Raw genomic sequence first — 21,186 nt, forward strand, 5'->3', positions numbered from 1 at the left:
CGTTGCTGCACGTTGATTCATCCGGCTGCGTTGGCGGCCACCTTTTTCGTTCCAGGAGTTTCCCCATGAGTCAGCACGACTGCGATCTGTTGATCGTCGGTGCCGGCATGCTCGGCCTCGCCCATGCCTGGGCCGGCGCCAAGCGCGGCCTCAAGGTACGTGTGTTCGAGCGCAGCCACACGCCGCTCGGCGCCTCCATCCGCAACTTCGGCCAGGCCCTGGTCACTGGCCAGGCACCCGGCGTCATGCTCGAGCTGGCCCGCCAATCCCGCGGCCTGTGGGCCGAGCTGGGCCAGGCCGCCGGCCTGCAGCTCAAGCAACAGGGCTCACTGCTGTTTGCACGTAGCGAAGCCGAAGAAGCCTTGCTCGAAGCCTTCTGCGCGGGCCGCGCCCGTGAACAGGGCTACCGCGTCGAGCTACTGCGCGGCGCAGCCCTGCATGGACTGTACGGCGGACGTTTCGCCCACCATCGCGCCGCCCTGCATGGCCTCGACGACCAGCAGCTGTATTCCCGTGAGGCGCTGCCACAGATCGTCGAATACCTGCGCGGGTTGGGCGTGCAGTTCCACTTCTCCACCCTGGTGCGTGACGTCGAGCCAGGTAGCGCCCTGACCAGCGCCGGAAGTTTCAGCGCCAGGCACATCGTGGTCTGCTCCGGACACGATTATCAGACGTTGCTGGCCGAGCCGCTGGCCGCGCTCCAGCCTTCGGTGTGTCGCTTGCAGATGCTGCGCGCCCGCCTGCAACAGCCGCTGGACCTGCAACATGCGGTGCTTACCGGCCTCAGCTGCGTGCATTACGGCGCCTTCGCCGATCTGCCGGAAGCCGAAGCCATCCGCGCGCAGATCCGCCACGAGCAGCCAGAACTGGAAATCCACGGCATCCACCTGCTGGTCAGCCCGACGCCCTATGGCGAGCTGATCATCGGCGATTCCCACGACTACGGCAGCGACGCCTCGCCGTTCAATGCCGAGGGCGTGGACGACCTCATGCTGGCGCTGGCCGAGCACACCCTGGACGGCAAGCTGCAGGTGCTGGAACGCTGGCAGGGCGTATACGGCTCGCGCGGACCCGGCCCGTTCAGCGTGGTGCAAGCCGGGACAGGCGTCAGCGCCGTACTGATGCACACCGGCCTGGGCATGAGCGTCGGCCTCGGCCTCGGCGAGCGCAGCCTGGCGGCGTTGCTCGGCGAAGAAGAATGGTCGCAGGCGTGCGTCGCATGAGGGCGGGGCAGGCGGTGGCCGGGCTGTTTGCCCTGTGCCGCCAGCAGGCGCAGGCGGACTACATCGGCGAGGCGCTCAGCCAGCTCGAACACATGGTCCAGGCCGCCGAACTGGCGCGTGACGAAGGGGCGGATGAGGAGCTGGTGCTGGCCGCTTTCTGCCATGATGTCGGGCACTTCTGTGCGCCGCTGACGGCGGAAAATTCAATGGCCGGCCTGGGCCGTCGAGGTCATGAGCGGGTGGGCGCAAACTGGCTGCGGGGGTTGGGCTTCTCCCAGCGCCTGGCGGGGTTGGTGGCGCGGCATGTAGACGCCAAGCGTTACCTGAGCTGGCGCGATCCGGCTTATCTGGCGGGGTTGAGTGAGGCCAGCCGGCAGACCCTTGACTGGCAGGGTGGGCCGATGACGCCCCGTGAAGCGGAGGCCTTCGAGGCCGACCCATTGTTTGCCGACAGCCTGCGTTTGCGCCGCTGGGACGAGGCAGCCAAGGTCGCCGGGAGACCGTCAACCGATCTCAGCGATTTGGAACAGCTTGCGATACGTGTTCACCAGGCTGCGATACCTTGAGAGCTCCTCAGGCGCAGGTCGGTCAACAATAGCGATGCTTCCTGCTTCTTGCTCCCGACCCCCTATCAGCATTTGCCCCTTGTTCGGGCCGAATGCCCCCTAGGATCTGCTTCATTGTTCAACAACCCCCATGATAAATTCCCCGCCGCGACCTCTAATGAATAGAGGGCATTCAGGGAGAGAAATGGTGATCAAGTCTTTGTGGGTTGGGGCATTGCTGGCAATGGCATCAGCATCGGCATCTGCGATGAGTTGCGATAACCCTAGAAACGCTTATGACAGGACCTATTGCGCGTCGCTGAAAATGGTTCAGTCGGATCAGGAAATCAATGATCAATACAAGAAGACCATGAGTGCCCTGACCCCGGATCAAAAGAAAAAGGTGAAAGCCGCTCAAATCCAGTGGATCAAGATTCGTGACAACGCCTGTTCCAACGATGGCCTGCTCTACCTGGACTGTGCCAATGAGAAGACCGAGGCGCGTATCGTCATACTCAAAGCTGTCGAGCGCGAGTGCCGTGCTGCCGGTTGCGACGACGCCAAGCTGTCGCAAGTCGAGTAACCCGTAAACAATGAGCGCGTTGGGCTTGCCCTAATGCCAGTCAGTTAAGCCCCAAACCTGTGGGAGCAAAGCTTGCTCGCGATTGGGGTGAGCCAGTCGACAACGCGTTGACGGGGCTGCCGCCATCGCGAGCAAGCTTTGCTCCCACAGGTTTGTGTCGTTTGATCCTTAACTGGCTGGCATTAGCCCTTGCCCCTTTTTCATGCTGGCGCTGGAGTCACTATCAGTGCTACGCAGCGTCACGTTCGACCATGGCACGCCATGTCTCGACGCTAGGGCGCTCTTGCATCCTGGCGTGCCAGGCTCGCAATGCAGCACACTCATCAGGAACGGGGAGCTTCACCAGCGAGGCGAAGATCATCCCCCCCAGTACCGCAATGTCGGCCATCGAAAACTTGTCACCCGCCACAAAGGGCTGGTCTTTGAGAAGGTTGTCGAAATAGCGCATGCCTCTGATCGCCTTATCGCCCATCCTGACGCCCCACTCAGCATTCTGGTACAGCTCGACATCTGGGCCGAGGCCAGGCGTGGCATGGTGGAAGTACACGCTGACGGCATCGAGAAACTCGATCTCGGCACGCTTGGTCATCATATGGATGATGCCTTTTTCAACAGGCGTTTCGCCCGTCAGCGTCGGATGACCGTCCAGGCTATCCAGATATTGGGTAATCGCCGTGCACTCCGCGATCCGCGTCCCATCGTTCAGCTCCAGTACGGGCAGGGTCCCGGAGTAATTGATGGCCAGGAACTCAGGTTTCTTGTGTTCACCGGTCCAGAGATTCACCGATACAAATTCGATGTTTGGTAACAAGCCTTTTTCCGCCAGGGCAATGCGCACTCGGGCGGGGTAAGGACCGTTGAACCAATCGTAGATTTTCATCGTGGGATGAGTGGGAACATCAATGCGCTGCCGGGAAGAAGTCATGATTTTGTGCACCTACCTGTCAATTGGTAGGTAAAGACTGAGGCGAGGCCGTGGTACTGTCAAGCCCCTACCTGACAATTGGCAGGTAAGCTCATCAGAGAGTAGAATCCGGGCGCATGAATGAGTGGAACACTCGAAGCGAGGTGGCAACGTGAACGAAAATGCTCGAGAAGCCATCCTGGCGGCGGCCAGATCCGCTGCGCAGCTGCACGGTTACAGTGGAATCAATTTCCGTAGCATTGCCGACCAGGTGGGTATCAAGAACGCCAGCATCTACTACCACTTTCCGAGCAAGGCGGGCCTGGCTGCGGCGGTTGCTGAACGCTACTGGCAGGACGCGCTGCGCATGCTTGAAGAGATACGTGCCGCCAATTCCGATCCGAAGGAGTGCTTGCAGCTGTACCCCTCCATTTTTCGAAAGTCGCTTGAAGACGGCAACAAGCTTTGTCTGTCCAGCTTCATGGCAGCGGAATACGAAGACCTTCCCGAGGAGGTGTCACGGGAGATAAGGACTTTTGCGGACGTTAACGTGACATGGCTCGCCCAGCTGTTGGCAGAGGCTGAAGCAGGCAGGGCAGAAGAATGCGAACGCCGCGCCCGCGCCATTTACACCGCTGTTGCGGGTGCTCAGTTAATCGCGCGAACTCGGGCGGATGTTGGTCTGTTCGATGATCTGATCTTGAGCTACCGAGAAGCAGGATTGATTCCCGCCTGATCTTGTAAAGAAGATGATACGAGTTGTCTGTAGGAATGGTTAGAGCTGCTTCGCAGCCCAGCGGGAGCAAGCTCCCTCGCCACGGGGTTTTGGTTCAATTGGGGCCGTGGGTGTAATTCAGTTGTTTGCGTTGGTGGCAGGGTGCCACAATCGCTTTTTAAGCTGCATCACGATCAGGTGGATCACATGCATGGCTCAGGATCACGGAGTGACCAGGATTTCTTCATAGCCGAGCAGGTGCGAACTGACCGACTGCAGCAACTGTTTCGCCAATCCGTTTCGGCGGTGTTCGGGAGCTATCTCGCAGCCATCATGCTGTGTTGGTTGTGCTGGGACCGTTTTGAACACAGCGTCATCTTTGGCTGGCTGGCCATCCTGACCGCATCGACGCTGCTGCGCATCGGGTTGTTTGTTGCCTATGTTCGCAGCGACGAAAGTGAGCGCACGCCTGAACGCTGGGAGCGCAAATACTGGATCACGCTCGTGTTGTCCGCCAGCATTTGGGGAGGCGGCGCATTCGTTGTCATGCCGGCGGACGATCTTTTGTCGCAGGCACTGGTCATGCTCTTTACCGTCGGGATGTCCGTCAGCGCGGTGTCTTGCTACTCCGCCTATCGCGACATGACCCTGGTCTCCATTGGTCTGGTTCTATTGCCATGCACCGCCTGGCTGCTGTTTCAACCGTCGCCGATTCAAGTGGGCATCGCCCTGTCGATTTTGGTGTTCGCAGCATTTGCGGCCCGCGCTACACACAAAATGGCCCAGGCACTGGAAACCGCTTTTCGACTCACACGTGAAATGGAACAGGCAAACAGCATTTCAACCCGTGCCGCCCAAACCGATGAACTGACCGGCCTGAAGAGTCGGCGGGCTTTTTTCGAGCATGCCCAGCAGCTTTATGACGAATGTAAGGCCAACCGAGTAGGGTTGTGCGCCGTCATGTTGGACATGGATCACTTCAAGCGCATCAACGACACCTACGGCCATCAGGTCGGGGATCAGGTTTTGCGCGAGATGGGGGTGGTCATCAGTTCGTCGTTTCGGGCGACGGACATTCACGGCCGGCTGGGTGGGGAAGAGTTCGCCATTTTGCTGCCGGATACGTCTATTGAGGTCGCCACCCAGATTGCAGAACAGCTCATTGATACGATTGCGGGTCTGATGATCGAACCTGTTCAATGCATATCAGCCAGCCTCGGCGTCGCGTCTACGGAGGCCTGTAAAAAGGATCTTCACAGCTTGATGAACGATGCGGATAAGGCCCTGTATCGGGCGAAGGCGTTGGGGCGCAACCGAGTGGCTGTTGCTTAGTCGGGTTGGTTTTGCCTCATCGATCGGAATTGATCGTGTCCACGCTCTGCGTCTCCTTCCAGAAGCGGAACGCGGAGCGTCCCTGGCGGCATTCCCACGCAAGCGTGGAAACGATCCAGAAGACCATCCTTGCGCTTTGAACCCCTCTCTCCGAAGGCCTGCAATTGGGCTGGCCCCGCTGATACCCCCTAGCACCTCCTTCCCCTTTGCTCACCTCGGGCCCACCTAAGCTGGCGGCACTGCGCCTCCTTAGAAATAAATCTCTTTTAATATCAAATGGTTAAGTCAAAGCTGATAAATTCTTAAAAATTTATCTTGCGCGCTAACTATTTGTCCGTTAACTTTATCGCAACTGGTTAGCGCACAAACATTTAGCGCAAATCAAAATCGATCAAACCTAACAGCAAGAGAGGAAACACCATGAACGTTCTCTATACCGCAGTCGCAACCTCCACCGGTGGCCGTGATGGCCGTGCTGTTTCCAGCGACAAGATTCTCGACGTGAAACTGGCCACGCCAAAAGCCTTGGGTGGTGCCGGCGGTGAAGCCACTAATCCTGAGCAACTGTTCGCAGCCGGCTACTCGGCCTGCTTCATCGGCGCACTGAAGTTTGTCGCCAGCCAGAGCAAACGCAGCATTCCTGCTGACGCCTCGATCACGGCACACGTTGGCATCGGCCAGATTCCTGGCGGTTTCGGTCTGGACATCGACCTGCACATCAGCCTGCCAGGTCTGGATCAAGCCGATGCTCAAGCGCTGGTCGACGCGGCTCACCAGGTTTGCCCGTACTCCAACGCAACACGTGGCAACGTCGACGTCCGTTTGCACGTCACCGTCTAACTCACTCAAACACGAATAAAAGGATCAGGACATGAACACTCTCAGCAAAACTCTCGTTGGCTCGCTTCTGGCACTGTCCCTCGGCAATGCGTTCGCGACTTCTTTTGTTCAACCTACGCTCGCTGAGGGTGGTTCGGATCGCCTGATCGAAAACCGCGTGGCCGAAGGCGGCTCGGATCGCTTGATCGAAAACCGCGTAGCTGAAGGCGGCTCGGATCGCTTGATCGAAAACCGCGTAGCCGAAGGCGGTTCGGATCGCCTGATCGAAAACCGCGTAGCCGAAGGCGGCTCGGATCGCCTGATCGAAAACCGCGTAGCCGAAGGCGGTTCGGATCGCCTGATCGAAAACCGCGTAGCTGAAGGCGGCTCGGATCGCCTGATCGAAAACCGTGTCGCTGAAGGCGGCTCGGATCGCCTGATCGAAAACCGCGTGGCCGAAGGCGGCTCGGATCGCTTGATCGAAAACCGTGTCGCTGAAGGCGGCTCGGATCGCCTGATGGAAAACAGAGTGGGCTGAACAATCCCCATCACCGCTCCGAAAGCCGGTCGAATCAACCCATGTTGCTTCCAAAACAAAAAACGCCGCTTATCTCTCATGAGGAAGCGGCGTTTTTTTGCACCGTGTCGCGGGATCCTAAACGATGCTGTCCACCACGCCACCATCGACCCGCAGCGCCGCACCCGTGGTGGCCGAAGCCTGCTCCGAACTGACATAGATGATCATGTTGGCAACCTCCTCGACGCGCGCGGCGCGCTGAATAATCGAGGTGCTGCGGTGCTGATTGACGAAATCTGCTGCGACCTTTTCCAGGCTGTCCCCGCTGCGCTCGACGTCTGCCTGGAGCATCTGGGCAACCCCTTCGGAAAGCGTCGGCCCCGGTAACACTGAGTTCACCGTGACACCCGTGCCGGCGAGGCGCTTGGCCAGGCCGCGAGCAATGGACAGTTGGGCGGTTTTGGTGAAGCCATAGTGGATCATGTCGGCCGGAATATTCAGGCCCGATTCCGACGAGATAAACACAATCCGCCCCCAACCACGCTCGACCATGCCCGGCGCGTAAGCCCTGGAGACACGTACGCCCGACATCACGTTGGTTTCGAAGAAGCGCTGCCATTCGCTGTCCGATGTTTCGAAAAAATCTTCCTGTTTGAAAATGCCCAAGTTGTTGATGACGATATCGAAGCTTGGGTGTTTGGCGATCAATGCCCGGCAGCCAGCCTCATGACTAAGGTCACCCACAAAGCCAGCGGCCTTTGAAGCAAGGTCACCCAACCGCTGCAACGCGTCCTCCACGCTGCTCTCGCTGCGGCCATTGATGACCACGTGGGCGCCGGCTTCCAGGAAGCCTTTGGCTGTGGCAAAGCCGATACCGCTGGTGGAGCCGGTGACTAAGACGTGGCGTCCGGTGAAGTCGATTTTCATGAGCGTGACTCCTTGATTAGTGAATCAGGGGGGTGTGGGGTATTCCTGGCTGGTTATTTTTGAGAACAATTACTTTTCTCTTTATCGTGCTTGGAGGCAATGGATGCAGGCTATTGGCATGATGGCCTTTTGATTTCAAACGGGTCCCGCTAGAATTCGTGCTCCTCCGTGAGCGGCCTGTTGAAAATTACGCAAGGAAGTTGATATGCAATTCGGAAAAGCCATAGGCCTTACCTTGGCCTTGAGCCTCAGTGGATGCGCCAGTTTCACCAAAGATGAAGTAGCACCCGTAAATATGCCTTCAATGGCCAGTTACTCGAACAAGCCGAACGTCTATGTCGACTTCGATTTCTATCAGGGCGAACCCGACAATGCCAAGGCCACCGAGGTACCGCAAGCTCGTGACATGCTCAAGCCCGAGCTGAAACGAACCTTCGATGAATCAGGGCTCTTTGGACGCGTGGTTTTCGACGAGTTCCAGAAGCAACCAGGTGACTACAGCCTTCGATTGAAGGTGTACAACCATGCGCCAGGCGGTGGGCAAATGGTCCTGGCGTTCATCAGTGGCTTCACGTTCACGATCATCCCTGCGTTGGCAACCGACCAGTACAGCATGAGCCTGGAAACCCTGGACGATCATGGTCAAGCGTTGGACAAGGCCAGCAATCATGATGCGGTCAATACGTGGATGGGCATCTGGTTCCTGCCGCTAGCAGGTAATACACCCAAGGCCGCCATCACCGACACCTTCAACCGGCAGGTCAATGCGCTGCTGAAAAACTGGGTCGACAATAACCGCATGAAATACTCCGCTGTCGACGCCCACATTCCACGGGGCTGACACCGATAAAAAAAGAGCCGCAATCGCGGCTCTTTTTTTTTTTATCACTTCAATGCTTGAGTGAACTGTGGGTCGCTGTACAAGCTCTTGAGCAGGTCCTGCACCATAGGGTTGTAGTTGTTCGCGGCAGCCGGAATGGCGATCGGACCGAAGAAACTGCTGTCCCAATCACGCTGCACATCTTTAGTGGTTTCGTATAAAACCTGATCACCTTTGCGCAGCGTAAAGCGTGCAGCCAGTTCGCCGTGACCGCTGCTCATGCCTGCGGTGAGCTGGCTCTTGATCAATTGAACCTGCAGCTGCCGATCAGCACGAGGGTCCAGCAGGCCAGCCTGACGGAGTTCATCGTTGATGGCTGCCTGGATGTGCAATGGAACGCTGCCCACGGGCGAAGAAATCGGGTTCAAGCGCACCATCAACGACCCTTGGCCTGAATCAGCGTTCACCTGTGCTTCGCGCAGGTACTGCATGGGCTCATTTTGCTTGAGCTGCTGAACGTTCTGAAAATTGGGTTCATAACGGGTCATGGTCACGCCGCAACCTTGGAGCAGCAGTGCGCAGACCGGTAGAGCCAGGTAGAGCTTCTTCACAGCAAATCCTTATGTGCTTTTTTGAGGGGAGGGATTATCGGAAGATAGCCTTTAGCCATCAAGGGTTACAAGTGCTGCGGTGGGAAATGGGGTTGGCGAGTGGGGCCACGCTAGCCCAGCTTGAGGATCGGATCGGCAGCGATCCATTCGTGGCGGAAGATGTCGTGCACGCCGAGATCGTGGCGGTGACACCCTCGAAGGTGGATCCTCGCTTGACGTTTTTGCTCAGCCATCAGGAAGCCGACCACACCGCCAATTCATAGCCGTCCGGATCGATAAAGTGGAAACGTCGGCCACCTGGGAAAGCGAACACGTCACGGCTGATGGCCGCCCCTGCGGCTTCGAGCCTGAGTTGGGTACGCTCAAGGTCATCGGCGTACAGGATGATCAACGGGCCACCCGGGCGTACAGGTTCACCGGTCGTGAAGCCACCGGTCAGGCGACCGTCGCTGAATTCGGTGTAGGTCGGGCCGTAGTCGACGAAACTCCAGCCGAATGCGCTTGCATAGAAGGCTTTACTTCGGGCGATGTCGCTGACATTGAACTCGATGTTATCGATCTGGCGGTCTTTACCTCGAATGCTCATTGACGCGTCCTTGGCTGATTGGGAAGAAGCAAGCTTAGGGCATTCGGCTTTCAAAACTTCAAAACTTTTCGCAACTTCAACGACGGTTGCGGTGACAGTCCGTTAGATAAAACGAACCCTTGGTTGGGACTGCTGCGCAGCCCAGCGGGGATAAATCCCCTCGCCACAGGAGAGGGAGTCGGTTGATTCAGCGGCCGCCGTCTGGGCGCAATCGCGAGCAGGCTCGCTCCCACAGTTTTTCCGGGTTGTTCACAAACATCGCATCCATCACAAATCCCTGTGGGAGCTGAGCTTGCTCGCGATAGCGGTGGGTGTGCTTGCATTGATGTTGCATGTGCTGCCGTCATCGCGAGCAAGCTCGGCCCCCACGTGGGTTTTTGGTCCCAGATCCTGCATTCACCACAAATCCTGTGTCGCTCATATGAAGCAACAAGCCTTCAATACCACCGCGCCTCGCCCGGCGGACGTTTCTTGAAGCGTTTCATGCTCCACATGTACTGGCTCGGGTAGGCCCGTACGTAGCGCTCCACCACTTGGCTCATGGCGGCGCAGGAGGTTTCGGTGTCGGTGCTGTACATGGCGTCTGGCGCCGCTTCGAGGATGACTTTGTAGCCGGAGCCGTCGGGCAGACGCAGGGCGTGGAGGAAGACGCCGACGGCTTTGCCTCCGGCGAGCATGTTGGGTACGAACTTGCTGGTCAGGGCCTGGGTGGCGAAGAAGGGCACGAAAATACCGGCGGATTCGGACGGTTCCGGGTCGGCGGGGATGCCCACCTGGCCGCCCTTGCGGACCTCTTTGATGACGCTGAGGATGCCTTCCTTGGTGGAGGCCGCGACTTTGTTGCCCAACTGTACCCGCTGTTTTTGCAGCAGTTCATCCACCGCCTTGAGCTTGGGCGGGCGGTAGAAAATGATCGGTTTGCACTGGCTGCAATAGAAGTGGTTGAGCACTTCCCAGTTGCCCAGGTGGCTGGTGATGCCGACCACGCCTTTGCCGGAGGCCAGCGCTTCTTTCAATACATCCAGGCCTTCGACTTCCCGCACCAGGTCGATGGAGCGCTGGGCCGGCCAGATCCAGGCGCAGGCGCTTTCGGTCAGGGATTTGCCGATGTCCTTGAGGCTCTGGCCCACCAGGCGCTCGCGCTCGGCCGGGTCCATCTCCGGAAAACACTTGGCGAGGTTGATCCGCACCACGTCGCGGGAGCGGTTGGGCAGCTTCCACATGAGCCAGCCAATGGCCGAACCCGATGCCTGCACCGCGCGCCAGGGCAGTAGGGCAAACAACCGCAGAGCGCCGACCAGCAAGGCGCCTTTCAACTTATCCACAGGTCACTCCTGAATTCATGGGCGTGTTGCGAGGCGGCTATTCTAACCACCGTTTGCCAGCTCGGCGTAACGGTCGCAGTCCTGAGTGTGGTCCATGACCATGCCCGAGGCCTGCATCAAGGCGTAACAAATGGTCGGCCCGACGAAGGTGAACCCGGCTTTTTTCAGGCCCTTGCTCATGGCGATGGCCTGGGGCGTGATGGCCGGCACTTCGGAGCGGTCCTTGAAGTGGTTGATGACCGGCTTGTCGCCCACGAACGACCAGAGGAACGCCACCGGATCCTCCAGGGCCAGCCAGGCCTGGGCGTTGCGGCGGGCGGCCTTGAGCTTGAGGCGGTTGCGGATGATACCGGGGTCGAGCATCAGGTCCTCGATCTCGGCATCGCTCATCTGCGCCACCCGCTGTACGTCAAAGCCGAACAGCACTTGCCGGTAGCGCTCGCGTTTGCGCAAAACGGTGATCCAGGACAGCCCGGCCTGGAACCCTTCGAGCAAAAGCAACTCGAACAAACCCTGCGCATCGCGCAGCGGCGTGCCCCACTCCTGATCGTGATAAGCCATGTACAACGGATCGTCAGAACACCAAAAGCAGCGTGGCATAAGGCTCCAGGGGGCGTGCGCACGAACGAATCGGGTATACTCCCGCTCTTTAAATCGCAGCCCAAGAAACAGGTGAATTTCGTGAGCCAGCCTACGCCAGCCGTGCGTACCTTCCAAGACTTGATCCTCGCCCTCCAGCAATACTGGGCCGAGCAAGGTTGCGTGGTACTTCAGCCCTACGATATGGAAGTAGGCGCCGGCACTTTCCACACTGCCACGTTTCTGCGTGCCATCGGCCCGGAAACCTGGAACGCCGCTTATGTGCAGCCCAGCCGCCGCCCGACTGACGGCCGCTACGGCGAAAACCCGAACCGTCTGCAGCACTACTACCAGTTCCAGGTGGTGCTGAAACCGAACCCGGAAAACTTCCAGGAGCTGTACCTGGGCTCGCTCAAGCACGTCGGCCTCGACCCGCTGGTGCACGACATTCGTTTCGTTGAAGACAACTGGGAATCACCAACCCTGGGCGCTTGGGGCCTGGGTTGGGAAGTTTGGCTCAACGGCATGGAAGTGACTCAGTTCACTTACTTCCAGCAGGCCGGCGGCATCGAGTGCTACCCGGTCACCGGCGAAATCACCTACGGCCTGGAACGCCTGGCCATGTACCTGCAAGGTGTGGATTCGGTCTACGACCTGGTGTGGGCTGACGGCCCGTTCGGCAAGGTGACTTATGGCGACGTGTTCCACCAGAACGAAGTGGAGCAATCGACCTACAACTTCGAACACGCCAACGTCGAGAAGCTGTTCGAACTGTTCGATTTCTATGAAAGCGAAGCCAAGCGCCTGATCGAACTGGACCAGCCGCTGCCGTTGCCGAGCTACGAAATGGTGTTGAAGGCGTCCCATACCTTCAACCTGCTGGATGCACGCCGGGCAATTTCCGTGACCGCGCGCCAGCAATACATCCTGCGTGTGCGCACCCTGGCGCGTTCCGTTGCGCAAGCCTACCTGCTGGCCCGTGCCAAGCTGGGCTTCCCGATGGCGACCCCGGATCTGCGTGATGAAGTGTTGGCTAAGCTGGAGGCTGCACAATGAGTGCTCAAGATTTTCTGGTTGAACTGGGCACCGAAGAACTGCCACCCAAAGCCCTGAACACCCTGGCCGATGCATTCCTGGCCGGTATCGAAAAAGGCCTGCAAGCCGCTGGCCTGAACTTCGAAGCCAAGCATGTCTACGCCGCGCCACGTCGTCTGGCCGTGCTGATCACCGCCCTGTCGACGCAGCAGCCGGACCGCAGCATCAACCTCGACGGCCCGCCACGCCAGGCCGCGTTCGATGCCGACGGCAATCCGACCCAGGCCGCGCTGGGTTTCGCCAAGAAGTGTGGCGTGGACCTGAGCGAAATCGACCAGAGCGGGCCGAAGCTGCGCTACAGCCAGAGCATCAAGGGCAAGCCGACCGTCAGCCTGTTGCCGACCATCGTTGAAGACTCCCTCAATGACTTGCCGATTCCCAAGCGCATGCGCTGGGCCGCGCGCAAGGAAGAGTTCGTGCGTCCGACCCAATGGTTGGTGATGCTGCTAGGTGATCAGGTCATCGATTGCACGATTCTGGCGCAGAAGGCCGGTCGCGATTCCCGCGGCCATCGCTTCCATCATCCGCAGAGCGTGCGCATCACCTCGCCGGCCAACTACCTGGCCGACCTGCGTGCGGCCTACGTGTTGGCCGACGCCAACGAGCGCCGCGAACTGATCAGCAAGCGCACCGAAGAGCTGGCCACCCAGCAGGAAGGCACCGCCATCGTGCCGCCAAACCTGTTGGACGAAGTGACCGCGCTGGTGGAATGGCCAGTGCCGCTGGTGTGCTCGTTCGAGGAACGTTTCCTTGAAGTGCCCCAGGAAGCGCTGATCACCACCATGCAGGACAACCAGAAATACTTCTGCCTGCTCGACGCCGAAGGCAAGTTGCTGCCGCGCTTCATCACGGTGGCCAACATCGAAAGCAAGGACCCACAGCAGATCATCGCCGGTAACGAAAAAGTCGTTCGTCCGCGCCTGACCGACGCCGAGTTCTTCTTCAAGCAAGACAAGAAACAGCCTCTGGAAAGCTTCAACGAACGCCTGCAGAACGTGGTGTTCCAGGAAAAACTTGGCAGCGTCTACGACAAGGCCGAGCGCGTGTCGAAACTGGCCGCCTTCATCGCTCCACGCATCGGCGGCGACGCTCAGCGCGCGGCGCGGGCCGGTATCCTGTCCAAGTGCGACCTGTCCACCGAAATGGTTGGTGAGTTCCCGGAGATGCAAGGTGTCGCCGGTTACTACTACGCCCTCAACGACGGCGAGCCGCAAGACGTGGCCCTGGCGCTGAACGAGCAGTACATGCCGCGCGGTGCCGGTGCAGAGCTACCGACCACCCTGACCGGTGCGGCCGTGGCCATTGCCGACAAGCTCGACACCCTGGTGGGCATCTTCGGCATTGGCATGCTGCCCACCGGCAGCAAAGACCCTTACGCCCTGCGTCGTGCGGCGTTGGGCGTGCTGCGAATCCTGATCGACAAGAAACTGGATCTGGACCTGAACGACGCCGTGGCATTCGCCGTCAACGCGTTCGGCAGCAAGGTCAAATCTGCCGGCTTGGCCGATGCGGTGCTGGAATTCATCTTCGACCGCCTGCGTGCGCGTTATGAAGACGAAGGCGTCGATGTGGCCACCTACCTATCGGTACGCGCCCTGAAGCCGGGTTCGGCCCTGGACTTCGACCAGCGCGTACAAGCGGTGCAGGCTTTCCGCCAATTGCCGGAAGCGGCAGCCCTGGCGGCGGTGAACAAGCGGGTGTCGAATCTGTTGAGCAAGGTCGAGCCGACCATTTTCAGCGTACCTGAGGCACGTTACTTTGATAACGCCGTGGAGTTCTCTCTCAACTCGGCTATCCAGCAGGCGTCTACGTCTGTGCAACCGCTTATGGAAAAGCGCGAGTATGCCGAAGCGCTGGCACGCCTGGCAGCACTGCGCGATCCTGTCGATGCGTTCTTTGAAGCCGTGATGGTGAATGCGGACAACGAGGACGTGCGCAAGAATCGCTATGCACTGCTGGCCCGCCTGCGGGGCCTGTTCCTCAATATTGCCGACATTTCCATGCTGGGTTGAGGGGCTGCTGTTGAAACTGCTGATTCTCGATCGGGACGGAGTGATCAATCACGACTCCGACGCTTACATCAAATCGGTGGAGGAGTGGTTGCCACTCCCCGGTTCGATCGAAGCCATTGCGCAGTTGAGCAAGGCCGGCTGGACGGTGGCGGTTGCCACCAACCAGTCGGGCATTGCCCGCGGTTACTACGACTTGGCGGTCCTTGAGGCCATGCATGAGCGCTTGCGCGAATTGGTGGCCGAGCAGGGCGGGGAAGTCGGGCTGATTGTCTATTGCCCACACGGGCCGGACGAAGGTTGCGATTGCCGCAAGCCGAAGCCCGGCCTGTTGAAAACCATCGCCGCGTATTACGACGTAGCGCTGGCGGGTGTGTGGTTCGTCGGCGACAGCCTCGGTGACCTGGAGGCGGCCAAGGCCGTCGATTGTCAGCCAGTTTTAGTAAAGACCGGGAAAGGCGAAAAGACTCTGGGCAAGACCCTGCCGGTGGGCACCTTGATTTTTGAAGACTTGGCGGCGATTGCCGCTGAACTTATCCACAATTAGAGCTCCCAAGACATCCTGATCAAGGACTGTTCGGGAAGCGCTTCAACAGGCGGGCATTGCCCGCAACGGTAAATGCCGCTATGTCGATATTGCAGGCCATCAGAACCTTTCTCTTTTACCTGCTGCTGGGCACCAGTTCGTTGTTGTGGTGCTCCTTGAGTTTTTTTGTCGCACCGTTCATGTCGTTCAGAACGCGCTACCGTTTTATCAATGTGTACTGGTGCCGTTGCGCGCTGTGGCTGAGCAAGGTTTTTCTGGGGATACGGTATGAAGTAAAAGGCGCCGAAAACGTGCCTGACCAACCGTGCGTGATCCAGTCCAACCATCAGAGCACCTGGGAGACGTTCTTCCTGTCGGCTTACTTCGAGCCCCTGAGCCAAGTGCTCAAACGCGAATTGCTGTACGTACCTTTTTTCGGTTGGGCCATGGCAATGCTGCGTCCAATCGCCATTGACCGGGACAACCCCAAGGTGGCTCTCAAACAGGTGGCGAAAAAAGGCGATGAGCTGCTCAAGGACAAGGTTTGGGTGCTGATCTTTCCGGAGGGGACACGCGTTCCCTACGGGACCATCGGAAAATTCTCCCGCAGTGGTAGCGCTTTAGCGGTAAATGCTAACCTGCCAGTGCTGCCGATTGCACACAATGCCGGCAAGTTCTGGCCCAAGGGTGGCTGGCTCCGGACCCCGGGCGTCATCACCGTGGTAATCGGCGAACCGATGTATGCCGAAGGTAGCGGTCCCCGCGCCATTGCCGATCTCAACGAGCGCGTACAAGCCTGGAATGAACAGACACAACGGGAGATGGGTTCGCTTCCCCCCGGCCCCGTCGCGGAAGTGCCCACGGAACAAGCCGCTGTTTGATATCTGTGGATAACCTGTGTACCGTTTTTTTGAAATCCGTTACTTTTGTGCCTTATGTCTTTGTTTTTAATGCATATTTCATAAACACATAAAACCCGCCTCCAGGTGCATAAGTTTTTATAGCAGCAAAAGATCGTCCGAAAGCTCGGGCCGCGTTCGGACGATCTTTACTCTGCCAACAACGGGAATCGCAGACTGAACGTCGTGCCTTTACCGACCACGCTATGGCATTCGATTTTCCCCCCGTGATGGTCAACCACTGCCTTGACCATCGATAATCCCAAGCCAATGCCATCAACCCCTTGGGCCGATGAAAACCGGCGGTACTGACTGAACAGGTCCGGCAGTTCTTCGGCACTGATGCCCTTGCCTTGGTCGGCGACGTTGCAGATCAACCACCCCGACGTGCAATGAACCTGTAGCGAAATGCAGGCGTCGGGCGCGCTGTACTTGATGGCATTTTCCAGCAGATTGAACAGGGCACGGGTCAACAATGGTTGATCCGCCCTCACCATCGCCTCTTCATCCTCTATTTCATGAATCAACTGGATGCGTTTTACCTGAGCAATCGGCAGCGCCTGGTCAAGTACATCCAGCACCAGCATGGCGAACAGCGTCGGCTGGAACTGGTAAGCTTCGGATTCGGCCTTGGCCAATTGCACGAAGCCGTCGGTCAATTCCAGGGCGCGACGCACCTGGCGCTCGATCTGATCGAAGAGCGGATTATTCGCCCCCGTCTGATGCCGCTGCACATCCAGCAGGGCCAGGATCGCTGAGTGGGGCGCGCGCAAATCATGGGACAAAAAACGCAGCATCACGCTGCGTTGCTCTTCGGCTTCGCGCTCCGCGCTCAGGTCGATGAGGCTCAGTAACCAGCCAATCGGCGCCTCACCATCAACAGGCAAAAGCGGCGCGCGTTCCAGACGCAAGCTTCGCTCTCGACTGTCGCGAAACTCCACCAGTGGCAATGTGGATAACCGGTGAGGCTGCCCACGTTCCAGTCCTGGGTAACCGAGCTGTGCGAGATGTTCCAATACATCGCCCCCCGCCAAGCCATGGCCGAAAAGCTCTCGAGCTCTGCGGTTACCGAGCAATATCCTGCCTTGGGGATCGCTGATCATTGTGGCCACAGGCAAGTATTCGAGGCCGTCAGCAATAAAGCGGCGGGTGTCCCGGGTTCGCCCCATGGCTTGTTCCAGAGCCATGATCTGGCCCTGCAAGCGGTCACTGCCCGTGTAAGGGGCACGACGCCGTTCGGGGAACACTTTGGGTTCCGCATCCAGGCGCGCCAGTTCCCAGCCAAAGTAGGCCAGCACCACGCTCAGGCGACGCCAGTTCCAGATCAGATAGCCAAACACGATACCCAGCACGCTCGCCATGGGCGACCACCACCAGCCTTCAGCCCCGAGTACGACACTGATCAGCAGGGCCACACTCATTCCACCCACTGTCGTCCATAACGCCAGGCGAGGGCGCAGCAATAGCAAGCCCAGCACGACGGCAACCACAAGCACCGACAACAACGCCGCCTCTGGCCCGTGGCGAGTGGGCTGGGTACTGAATGATAACAGCGCGGTGAGCGGCAACAGAACCAGACTTATCCACAACCATTCCCGCACCCATTGGCGAAACATACGTTGGACTTGGGTCGGTTCACGACTTTCACGACGGCGCTGGTTGCTCATAGGCACCCTGACGGAACAAAAGAACGAGAGTTTTTTTTCATGGAGGTCGCGCGTCGCACCGATAGGCTGAAGACCAAAGACTATAGCGGACTCGATAGGCGGCGCGCTGCTGCCTTTCCCTGAGCGTCATGAGCCGGTATTGTCACTGCCAGCGACAGGGGAACCTGCAACCCGACAACTTATCGGCTCGTCGACACTGCATCGGGCGAGTGGAATATTTGTTCAGATTGCATGGCCACCCTGATGATGTCCGTTACTTTCGAGATCAAGGAATCGCATCCCATGCGTGTCGCCATACTGGATGACGAACCGGCGGAGCTGCGCCGGGTGGAACAGACACTACAACAAATCCCCGGCAGGGGTGAGCAAGCCTGGGCCCTGCACAGTTTCGAACGCGGCGAAGACCTCTTGCGGCAACTGCGCCGGGAAACCTTTGACCTGTTGATTCTCGACTGGCAATTGCCCGACATCAGCGGGTTGTCGCTGCTGCGCTGGACGCGAGAGCACATGGACTCGCCACCGGCCGCCATCATGCTCACCAGCCGCGACGGCGAGCACGATGTGGTCCAGGCCCTCAATGCCGGAGCCGACGATTACGTGAGCAAACCCTTCAGGCCCAACGAACTCAAGGCCCGGGTCACCGCCGTGTTGCGGCGCCATAACCTGCAACGCGCTCCAGCCAGCGACGTGCTGGTATTCAACGACTTGGAATTCGACGACGCCGAACTCACCGTCACCCGCGCCGGCATGCCCATCAGCCTCACCGAACGAGAGTACCGTCTGGCCCGCTGCCTGTTCGCCAACCTGGGCCGCCCACTGTCCCGGGAATATTTCTACGAACGCTTCTGGACCCACGAAGAAATGACCTCGTCCCGCCCCCTCGACACCCACATCTACCGCCTGCGCAACAAGCTTGGGCTGACGGCGGATCGGGGTTGGCAGTTGCTGACGATTTATGGGTATGGGTATCGGTTGGAAAGCGTGGCAGCGGGGAGTGAGGCTTCGGTAGCGAGTTAGGACCCACAAGCGAAAAAAAAGGCCAACGCATATGCGTTGGCCTTTTTCGTTGGGGCAGGGTGGCTGGATCAGAAATCCAGGTTAGACACCGCCAACGCATTGCTTTCGATGAAGTCACGACGAGGTTCGACCGCATCACCCATCAGGGTGTTGAAGATCTGGTCTGCGCCAATGGCATCTTCGATGGTGACTTTCAGCATCCGGCGCGAACCTGGGTCCATGGTGGTTTCCCACAGCTGGTCCGGGTTCATCTCGCCCAAACCTTTGTAGCGCTGGATGGTGTGGCGCTTGGTGCTTTCGGCCATCAGCCATTCAAGGGCTTCCTTGAACTCGGTGACGGCTTTCTTGCGCTCACCGCGCTGGATGTAGGCGCCTTCGTCCAGCAGGGTGCTCAGTTGCGCGCCCAGAGAGACGACGGTCTTGTAGTCATTGCTGCCGAAGAAGTCGCGGTTGAAGGTGACATAGTTCGACAGACCGTGGGAGATCAGTTCGACCTCTGGCAGCCAGACGTTACGTTCACGGTCTTCACGCAGGCTGGCTTTGTACACCAGGCCAGACTTCTCTACAGTGCGCAGACGAACTTCGTACTGGGCTAGCCAATCCTGCATCGCTGCGTGATCGGACAGCTGTTCCATGCTGACGGCCGGCAGGTAGATGAAGTGCTCGGTCAGCTCCTGCGGGTACAGGCGGGACAGGCGCTTGAGGGTCTTCATCACCAGACGGAAGTCGTTAACCAAGCGCTCGAGAGCTTCGCCGGAAATGCCCGGGGCCTCTTCGTTCAGGTGCAGGCTCGCATCCTCCAGGGCCGACTGCGTCATGTACTCTTCCATGGCGTCGTCGTCTTTGATGTATTGCTCTTGCTTGCCTTTCTTGACCTTGTACAGCGGCGGCTGGGCGATATAGATGTAGCCTCGCTCGATCAGCTCCGGCAACTGACGGAAGAAGAACGTCAGCAGAAGGGTGCGGATGTGCGAACCGTCGACGTCGGCGTCGGTCATGATGATGATGTTGTGATAACGCAGCTTGTCGATGTTGTACTCATCGCGGCCGATACCACAGCCCAGCGCAGTGATGAGCGTGCCGACTTCCTGCGAGGAGATCATCTTGTCGAAGCGTGCCTTCTCCACGTTCAGGATCTTGCCCTTGAGCGGCAGGATGGCCTGGGTGCGGCGGTTGCGGCCCTGCTTGGCGGAACCGCCAGCAGAGTCACCTTCCACGAGGTACAGTTCGGACAGGGCAGGGTCCTTCTCCTGGCAGTCGGCCAGTTTGCCCGGCAGACCGGCGATGTCCAGCGCGCCTTTGCGGCGGGTCATCTCACGGGCCTTGCGCGCGGCTTCACGGGCGCGGGCGGCGTCGATCATCTTGCCGACCACCAACTTGGCTTCGTTGGGGTTTTCCAACAGGAAGTCGGAGAAGTACTTGCCCATTTCCTGTTCTACCGCGGTCTTCACTTCGGAAGACACCAACTTGTCCTTGGTCTGGGAACTGAACTTCGGATCCGGCACTTTCACCGAAATGATCGCCGTCAGGCCTTCACGGGCATCGTCACCGGTAGTGGCGACTTTATGCTTCTTCGCCAGGCCTTCCTGTTCGATGTAGTTGTTCAGGTTACGCGTCAGCGCCGAACGGAAACCCACCAGGTGAGTACCGCCATCGCGCTGCGGAATGTTGTTGGTGAAGCACAACAGGTTCTCGTTGAAGCTGTCGTTCCACTGCAGGGCGATTTCCACGCCAATGCCATCTTCACGCTGGACGTTGAAGTGGAACACCTGGTTGACCGCGGTCTTGTTGGTGTTCAGGTATTCAACGAATGCACGCAGGCCGCCTTCGTACTTGAACAGCTCTTCCTTGCCGCTGCGCTCATCCTTGAGGACGATGCCGACACCGGAGTTGAGGAAGGACAGTTCACGAATCCGCTTGGCCAGGATGTCCCAGCTGAAGTGGATGTTCTTGAAGGTTTCGCTGGAAGCCTTGAAGTGAATCTGGGTACCGGTCGTTTCGCTGTCGCCTACGATGGCCATCGGCGCCTGAGGCACACCGTGGACGTAGGTTTGTTCCCAGATCTTGCCGCTGCGGCGAACGGTGAGCACAAGCTCCTCGGACAGTGCGTTCACGACCGATACACCGACGCCGTGCAGACCGCCGGATACCTTGTAGGAGTTGTCATCGAACTTACCGCCGGCGTGCAGCACGGTCATGATGACCTCGGCTGCGGAAACGCCTTCTTCCTTGTGTACGTCTACCGGGATGCCACGACCGTTGTCGCGAACAGTGATGGACTCATCCGGGTGGATGATGATGCTAATGTCATCGCAATGGCCGGCGAGGGCTTCGTCGATCGAGTTGTCGACCACCTCGAACACCATGTGGTGCAGACCGCTGCCATCGTCGGTGTCACCAATGTACATACCGGGACGTTTGCGTACGGCATCCAGGCCTTTCAGCACTTTAATGCTCGTTGAGTCGTACGTGTTTTCTTCGCTCAAT

At 58.7% G+C, this 21,186-nt stretch carries 21 protein-coding genes; 13 read left to right on the plus strand and 8 right to left on the minus strand.

What is annotated here, in order from left to right; genetic code table 11:
• Window positions 1-65: 65 nt before the first annotated feature.
• From AAIS01_RS09320 to AAIS01_RS09330, 3 genes are all read left to right on the plus strand, one after another.
• Entirely contained in the window at window positions 66-1,223 is a 1,158-nt protein-coding gene (locus AAIS01_RS09320; RefSeq protein WP_343468737.1) for a TIGR03364 family FAD-dependent oxidoreductase, read from the plus strand.
• The gene (locus AAIS01_RS09325; RefSeq protein ID WP_343468738.1) at window positions 1,220-1,789 is read left to right on the plus strand and encodes an HD domain-containing protein; all 570 of its coding nucleotides are present in this window, start codon (window positions 1,220-1,222) and stop codon (window positions 1,787-1,789) included. The genes AAIS01_RS09320 and AAIS01_RS09325 overlap by 4 nt, the downstream gene beginning before the upstream one ends.
• A gap of 184 nt (window positions 1,790-1,973) precedes the next feature.
• Complete coding sequence (locus AAIS01_RS09330) at window positions 1,974-2,351, plus strand: lysozyme inhibitor LprI family protein (protein ID WP_343468739.1); 378 nt, start codon at window positions 1,974-1,976, stop codon at window positions 2,349-2,351.
• A 229-nt stretch (window positions 2,352-2,580) separates the two neighbouring features.
• Here AAIS01_RS09330 and AAIS01_RS09335 read toward each other — a convergent pair whose 3' ends face one another.
• Window positions 2,581-3,276, minus strand: coding sequence for a glutathione S-transferase (locus tag AAIS01_RS09335; RefSeq protein WP_431191919.1), 696 nt, complete (start codon window positions 3,274-3,276; stop codon window positions 2,581-2,583).
• Between the two features lie 151 nt (window positions 3,277-3,427).
• Here AAIS01_RS09335 and AAIS01_RS09340 point away from each other — a divergent pair, with 151 nt between their 5' ends.
• The 4 genes from AAIS01_RS09340 to AAIS01_RS09355 all read left to right on the plus strand — a co-directional run bounded on the left by AAIS01_RS09340 (window position 3,428) and on the right by AAIS01_RS09355 (window position 6,659).
• On the plus strand, window positions 3,428-3,991 hold the full coding sequence (locus AAIS01_RS09340) for a TetR/AcrR family transcriptional regulator (RefSeq protein WP_343468740.1): 564 nt from the start codon (window positions 3,428-3,430) through the stop codon (window positions 3,989-3,991).
• Between the two features lie 186 nt (window positions 3,992-4,177).
• Window positions 4,178-5,302 carry a GGDEF domain-containing protein gene (locus AAIS01_RS09345; protein ID WP_343468741.1) on the plus strand — a complete coding sequence of 375 codons (1,125 nt, stop codon included), beginning with the start codon at window positions 4,178-4,180 and terminating at the stop codon, window positions 5,300-5,302.
• Window positions 5,303-5,722: 420 nt separating this feature from the next.
• Window positions 5,723-6,142, plus strand: coding sequence for an organic hydroperoxide resistance protein (locus AAIS01_RS09350; RefSeq protein WP_030139009.1), 420 nt, complete (start codon window positions 5,723-5,725; stop codon window positions 6,140-6,142).
• 31 nt (window positions 6,143-6,173) lie between these two features.
• Window positions 6,174-6,659 (plus strand): phage infection protein, encoded by a 486-nt coding sequence (locus tag AAIS01_RS09355; protein ID WP_343468742.1) that lies wholly within the window; start codon window positions 6,174-6,176, stop codon window positions 6,657-6,659.
• A gap of 117 nt (window positions 6,660-6,776) precedes the next feature.
• On the opposite strand, the gene AAIS01_RS09360 is transcribed toward AAIS01_RS09355, so the two are convergent.
• Window positions 6,777-7,565, minus strand: coding sequence for an SDR family NAD(P)-dependent oxidoreductase (locus AAIS01_RS09360; protein ID WP_343468743.1), 789 nt, complete (start codon window positions 7,563-7,565; stop codon window positions 6,777-6,779).
• Window positions 7,566-7,770: 205 nt separating this feature from the next.
• Between AAIS01_RS09360 and AAIS01_RS09365 the strand changes: the two genes are divergently transcribed.
• The gene (locus AAIS01_RS09365; protein ID WP_343468744.1) at window positions 7,771-8,406 is read left to right on the plus strand and encodes a hypothetical protein; all 636 of its coding nucleotides are present in this window, start codon (window positions 7,771-7,773) and stop codon (window positions 8,404-8,406) included.
• A 44-nt stretch (window positions 8,407-8,450) separates the two neighbouring features.
• On the opposite strand, the gene AAIS01_RS09370 is transcribed toward AAIS01_RS09365, so the two are convergent.
• From AAIS01_RS09370 to AAIS01_RS09385, 4 genes are all read right to left on the minus strand, one after another.
• A complete protein-coding gene (locus AAIS01_RS09370) occupies window positions 8,451-8,996 on the minus strand; it encodes a hypothetical protein (RefSeq protein WP_343468745.1) in 546 nt (181 codons plus the stop codon).
• Between the two features lie 232 nt (window positions 8,997-9,228).
• Window positions 9,229-9,582 (minus strand): VOC family protein, encoded by a 354-nt coding sequence (locus AAIS01_RS09375; RefSeq protein WP_343468746.1) that lies wholly within the window; start codon window positions 9,580-9,582, stop codon window positions 9,229-9,231.
• A 437-nt stretch (window positions 9,583-10,019) separates the two neighbouring features.
• A complete protein-coding gene (locus AAIS01_RS09380) occupies window positions 10,020-10,907 on the minus strand; it encodes a lysophospholipid acyltransferase (protein WP_343468747.1) in 888 nt (295 codons plus the stop codon).
• A gap of 42 nt (window positions 10,908-10,949) precedes the next feature.
• On the minus strand, window positions 10,950-11,507 hold the full coding sequence (locus tag AAIS01_RS09385; protein ID WP_343468748.1) for a DNA-3-methyladenine glycosylase I: 558 nt from the start codon (window positions 11,505-11,507) through the stop codon (window positions 10,950-10,952).
• Window positions 11,508-11,588: 81 nt separating this feature from the next.
• Here AAIS01_RS09385 and glyQ point away from each other — a divergent pair, with 81 nt between their 5' ends.
• The 4 genes from glyQ (at window position 11,589) to AAIS01_RS09405 (ending at window position 15,997) form a co-directional block, all read left to right on the plus strand.
• Window positions 11,589-12,542: a glycine--tRNA ligase subunit alpha gene (glyQ, locus tag AAIS01_RS09390; protein WP_003177094.1), complete on the plus strand. Its 954-nt coding sequence runs from the start codon at window positions 11,589-11,591 to the stop codon at window positions 12,540-12,542.
• Window positions 12,539-14,593: a glycine--tRNA ligase subunit beta gene (gene glyS / locus AAIS01_RS09395; RefSeq protein WP_343468749.1), complete on the plus strand. Its 2,055-nt coding sequence runs from the start codon at window positions 12,539-12,541 to the stop codon at window positions 14,591-14,593. Before glyQ ends, glyS begins: the two co-directional genes overlap by 4 nt.
• 4 nt (window positions 14,594-14,597) lie before the next feature.
• Window positions 14,598-15,137, plus strand: a complete 540-nt coding sequence (gene gmhB / locus AAIS01_RS09400; protein WP_343468853.1) for a D-glycero-beta-D-manno-heptose 1,7-bisphosphate 7-phosphatase — start codon at window positions 14,598-14,600, stop codon at window positions 15,135-15,137.
• A gap of 80 nt (window positions 15,138-15,217) precedes the next feature.
• On the plus strand, window positions 15,218-15,997 hold the full coding sequence (locus AAIS01_RS09405; protein ID WP_343468750.1) for a lysophospholipid acyltransferase family protein: 780 nt from the start codon (window positions 15,218-15,220) through the stop codon (window positions 15,995-15,997).
• 167 nt (window positions 15,998-16,164) lie between these two features.
• On the opposite strand, the gene AAIS01_RS09410 is transcribed toward AAIS01_RS09405, so the two are convergent.
• Window positions 16,165-17,682: a sensor histidine kinase gene (locus AAIS01_RS09410; protein WP_343468751.1), complete on the minus strand. Its 1,518-nt coding sequence runs from the start codon at window positions 17,680-17,682 to the stop codon at window positions 16,165-16,167.
• 282 nt (window positions 17,683-17,964) lie between these two features.
• Here AAIS01_RS09410 and AAIS01_RS09415 point away from each other — a divergent pair, with 282 nt between their 5' ends.
• Window positions 17,965-18,699 carry a response regulator transcription factor gene (locus tag AAIS01_RS09415; protein WP_214916214.1) on the plus strand — a complete coding sequence of 245 codons (735 nt, stop codon included), beginning with the start codon at window positions 17,965-17,967 and terminating at the stop codon, window positions 18,697-18,699.
• A gap of 68 nt (window positions 18,700-18,767) precedes the next feature.
• Here AAIS01_RS09415 and gyrB read toward each other — a convergent pair whose 3' ends face one another.
• Window positions 18,768-21,185: a DNA topoisomerase (ATP-hydrolyzing) subunit B gene (gene gyrB / locus AAIS01_RS09420; RefSeq protein WP_047230120.1), complete on the minus strand. Its 2,418-nt coding sequence runs from the start codon at window positions 21,183-21,185 to the stop codon at window positions 18,768-18,770.
• Window position 21,186 lies beyond the last annotated feature (1 nt).

Origin of the sequence: Pseudomonas halotolerans, assembly GCF_039581215.1 — a bacterium.
Taxonomy (GTDB): Bacteria; Pseudomonadota; Gammaproteobacteria; order Pseudomonadales; family Pseudomonadaceae; genus Aquipseudomonas; species Aquipseudomonas tehranensis.

Bases quoted from the DNA above. Each gene is read 5' to 3' on its own strand.
- AAIS01_RS09320 (WP_343468737.1), top strand. From the start codon at position 66: ATGAGTCAGCACGACTGCGATCTGTTGATCGTCGGTGCCGGCATGCTC.
- AAIS01_RS09325 (WP_343468738.1), top strand. From the start codon at position 1,220: ATGAGGGCGGGGCAGGCGGTGGCCGGGCTGTTTGCCCTGTGCCGCCAG.
- AAIS01_RS09330 (WP_343468739.1), top strand. From the start codon at position 1,974: ATGGTGATCAAGTCTTTGTGGGTTGGGGCATTGCTGGCAATGGCATCA.
- AAIS01_RS09335 (WP_431191919.1), bottom strand. From the start codon at position 3,276: ATGACTTCTTCCCGGCAGCGCATTGATGTTCCCACTCATCCCACGATG.
- AAIS01_RS09345 (WP_343468741.1), top strand. From the start codon at position 4,178: ATGCATGGCTCAGGATCACGGAGTGACCAGGATTTCTTCATAGCCGAG.
- AAIS01_RS09350 (WP_030139009.1), top strand. From the start codon at position 5,723: ATGAACGTTCTCTATACCGCAGTCGCAACCTCCACCGGTGGCCGTGAT.
- AAIS01_RS09355 (WP_343468742.1), top strand. From the start codon at position 6,174: ATGAACACTCTCAGCAAAACTCTCGTTGGCTCGCTTCTGGCACTGTCC.
- AAIS01_RS09360 (WP_343468743.1), bottom strand. From the start codon at position 7,565: ATGAAAATCGACTTCACCGGACGCCACGTCTTAGTCACCGGCTCCACC.
- AAIS01_RS09365 (WP_343468744.1), top strand. From the start codon at position 7,771: ATGCAATTCGGAAAAGCCATAGGCCTTACCTTGGCCTTGAGCCTCAGT.
- AAIS01_RS09375 (WP_343468746.1), bottom strand. From the start codon at position 9,582: ATGAGCATTCGAGGTAAAGACCGCCAGATCGATAACATCGAGTTCAAT.
- AAIS01_RS09385 (WP_343468748.1), bottom strand. From the start codon at position 11,507: ATGCCACGCTGCTTTTGGTGTTCTGACGATCCGTTGTACATGGCTTAT.
- glyS (WP_343468749.1), top strand. From the start codon at position 12,539: ATGAGTGCTCAAGATTTTCTGGTTGAACTGGGCACCGAAGAACTGCCA.
- AAIS01_RS09405 (WP_343468750.1), top strand. From the start codon at position 15,218: ATGTCGATATTGCAGGCCATCAGAACCTTTCTCTTTTACCTGCTGCTG.
- AAIS01_RS09410 (WP_343468751.1), bottom strand. From the start codon at position 17,682: ATGAGCAACCAGCGCCGTCGTGAAAGTCGTGAACCGACCCAAGTCCAA.
- AAIS01_RS09415 (WP_214916214.1), top strand. From the start codon at position 17,965: ATGCGTGTCGCCATACTGGATGACGAACCGGCGGAGCTGCGCCGGGTG.